Source organism: Streptomyces sp. SID5785 (assembly GCF_009870065.1).
GTDB lineage: Bacteria > Actinomycetota > Actinomycetes > Streptomycetales > Streptomycetaceae > Streptomyces.
Map to the genome: position 1 here is coordinate 1 of NZ_WWIA01000938.1, position 3,126 is coordinate 3,126.

The window sequence follows — 3,126 nt, forward strand, 5'->3', positions numbered from 1 at the left end:
TAGCACGCAGGCGTTGGAGAAGTTGCGCGCGTAGGCGACGCGGCGGCCGTTCCACATGCCGTGGGCGTACGCCGTGAGCGGCTGGTAGATCATCGGGCAGGACGTGTCCTGGACGTGGACGCGGGCGATGTCGCCGCCGACCGCCGCGAGTTCGCCGCAGGCCTGTGCGGTGTGCGGGTGGTCGCCGCGGCGGGCGGAGCAGTCGAGCAGGGCGCTGCGGGTGGGGCCGGTGGGGCCGTCGCCCTGCATGACGGTGACGTGGACCCAGTTCCCGGTGTCGGTGGGCGGGGCGTCCGGGGGCGCCGCCTGGGCGGCTGCGGCGGTCGAGCCGAGCAGGGCGGCCGTGGCCGCCGCGGCCAGCAGGGCGCGGCGCGCCGTCGTGAGGGTGGCCTGGGCCATGGGGGTCACCGTTCCTCGCGTTCGGGAGTGCGCGCGGGCGACGGCCCGCGCGGTGCATCCCTCACCGCCCGGGCGGCGCCGTACCACCGGCCGCGCGGAGGTGTCCCCCGAACGGGACGGCGCGGCGGGTCAGTCGGCGGACAGCCGGAACGCGATGGTGCCGAACGCGACCTGGTCGCCGTCCTGGACGACGGCGGCGCCGACGACCCGGCGCCCGTTGACCGTCGTGCCGTTCGTCGAGCCGAGGTCGCGCAGCACCCACAGGCCGCCCTGGGAGGTGAGCTCGGCGTGCACCCGGGACACCGACTCGTGGCTGAGCCGCAGCCGGTTGGCGGGGTCGCGGCCGATGCGCAGGGGGTACGGGTCGCCGGAGCCCGGCAGCATCAGCTTGGGCAGCCGCTCCACGGTCCAGGCCCGGCGCAGCCGCACCGTGAGTCCGGAGACCGCGCTCACCGCGCCGACCATGGCCCGGGTCCAGCGGCCGTCGGTGTGCAGGTCGGCGGTGAGGGCCGCGAGCTCGTCGGGCCGGCGGGCGGCGAGCGCGAGCTCCATCCGCCGGACGAACGTGTCGTGCGAGAGCCGGCCGAGCGCGACCCCGTCCTTGAGCACCTTCAGCGCACGGTCCCGCTCGGCGTCGGACAGCCGCGCGGGATGCGCCTGGTGGTCGAAGGAGGACGTCACAAGGGAGATTGTCGGGCAGCGGGGGCCGGAGTGTCCAGAAAACGAAATGCGTCGTATCCGGACCCTGACGAATCGCCGCCCGACCCGGCCGAATCCGCCCCGCGACGATCATTCCTGTCGCACCATGGTCCCGTCGTCACTGTCGGCAGAGACTCGATCACCAGGGGGTAGCGTCCGTGCAGTTCGAGGTGTGGGCACCACAGGCCGAGCGGGTCACGCTGCACTGCGAGGGCGCCACGCGCGCGATGGAGCGGGCGCCCGGCGCGGACGGGTGGTGGTCGGCCGCGGCGGACGCCGCGGACGGCGCCCGGTACGGGTTCGCGCTCGACGACGGTCCGGTGCTGCCCGACCCGCGCTCGCGCCGCCAGCCGGACGGCCCGGACGGGCTGAGCGCGGTCGTCGACCACGACCGGTATCCGTGGCGCACGGACCGGGCCGGCGGCGGGCTGCCCGGCGCGGTCCTGTACGAGCTGCACGTGGGCACGTACACCCGCGAGGGCACGCTCGACGCCGCGGCGGCACACCTGGGTGAGCTGGCCGGACTGGGCGTGACGCATGTCGAGTTGATGCCGCTGTGCCCGATGCCCGGGCGGCACGGCTGGGGGTACGACGGGGTCGCGCCGTGGGCGGTGCACGAGCCGTACGGCGGCCCGGAGGCGCTGAAGCGGTTCGTGGACACGGCGCACGGGCTCGGACTCGGTGTCGTCCTCGACGTCGTGCACAATCACCTGGGCCCGTCCGGGAACCATCTGGCGGCGTTCGGCCCGTACTTCACCGACACGGTGCGCACCCCGTGGGGCGACGCGGTGAACCTGGACACGGCCGGCTCCGACGAGGTCCGGGCGTACTTCGTGGGCAGCGCGCTCGCCTGGCTGCGCGACTACCGGATCGACGGGCTGCGCCTCGACGCGGTGCACGAACTGCACGACCGGCGCGCGCTGCACTTCCTCGAAGAGCTGTCGACGGCCGTGGACGCGCTCGGCGAGGAGCTGGGCCGCCCGCTGTTCCTGATCGCCGAGTCGGATCTGGCCGACCCGCGCCTCGTCACCCCCCGCGCCGAGGGCGGCCTCGGGCTGCACGCGCAGTGGAACGACGACGTGCACCACGCCGTGCACGCGGCCGTCACCGGGGAGCGGCAGGGCTACTACGCCGACTTCGCCCGCGCCCCGATGGCGGCGCTCGCCAAGACGCTCACCCACGGCTACTTCCACGACGGCACGTACTCCGCGTTCCGGGGCCGCCACCACGGGCGTCCCCTCGACCGGTCCAGGGTGCCCGGGCACCGGCTCGTGGCCGCCACCCAGACCCACGACCAGATCGGCAACCGGGCCCGGGGCGAGCGCCTCTCCGCCCTGGCGAGCCCCGGCCTGCTGGCCTGTGCGGCGGCGCTCGTGCTGACCGGGCCGGGCACGCCGATGCTGTTCATGGGCGAGGAGTGGGCGGCGGGCACGCCCTGGCAGTACTTCACCGACCACACGGACCCGGGGCTTGCGGAGGCCGTACGCACGGGCAGGCGGCGGGAGTTCGCGGCGCACGGCTGGTCCGAGGAGGAGGTGCCCGACCCGCAGGACCCGGCGACCCGGGAGCGGTCGTGCCTCGACCGCACCGAGCGGGACTCGGGCGAGCACGCGCGGATGCTCGCGTGGTACGGGCGGCTGATCGCGCTGCGGCGGGAGCGGGCGGACCTGCGGGATCCGGATCTGGCGGCGGTACGGGTGGCTCTCGACGAGGCGGGGCGGTGGATCGCCTATCGGCGCGGGGACGTCCGGGTCGCGGTGAACCTGTCCCCGGTGCCGGTCACCGTCCCGCTGGGGCGGCCCGTGGCGCGGATCCTGGCGTCGTGGGAACCGGTGTCCCCTGCGGTGGGCTCGGGCGGGCTCATGGTTCCTCCGGAGTCCTGCGTGATCGCCGACGCGCCGTAGGGGCTGAGCGCTCGTCCCGGCCGCACCCCCGGTGGGGGCTGAGCGCGCAGTTCCCCGCGCCCCTGGAGGTACGGACTGCGTCCGTCACCTCCATCGGGGAAATGCGGCGCGCAGCGCCTGCATT

At 75.3% G+C, this 3,126-nt stretch carries 3 protein-coding genes; 1 reads left to right on the top strand and 2 read right to left on the bottom strand.

The features are described from left to right. The coding region (locus tag GTW43_RS30680) for an SSI family serine proteinase inhibitor (RefSeq protein ID WP_202502154.1) at positions 1-399 on the bottom strand (399 nt) is incomplete at its 3' end. A 129-nt stretch (positions 400-528) separates the two neighbouring features. After that, complete coding sequence (locus GTW43_RS30685; protein ID WP_161305254.1) at positions 529-1,080, bottom strand: FHA domain-containing protein; 552 nt, start codon at positions 1,078-1,080, stop codon at positions 529-531. A gap of 176 nt (positions 1,081-1,256) precedes the next feature. Between GTW43_RS30685 and treZ the strand changes: the two genes are divergently transcribed. Further along, complete coding sequence (gene treZ / locus GTW43_RS30690; protein ID WP_161305255.1) at positions 1,257-3,002, top strand: malto-oligosyltrehalose trehalohydrolase; 1,746 nt, start codon at positions 1,257-1,259, stop codon at positions 3,000-3,002. Positions 3,003-3,126 lie beyond the last annotated feature (124 nt).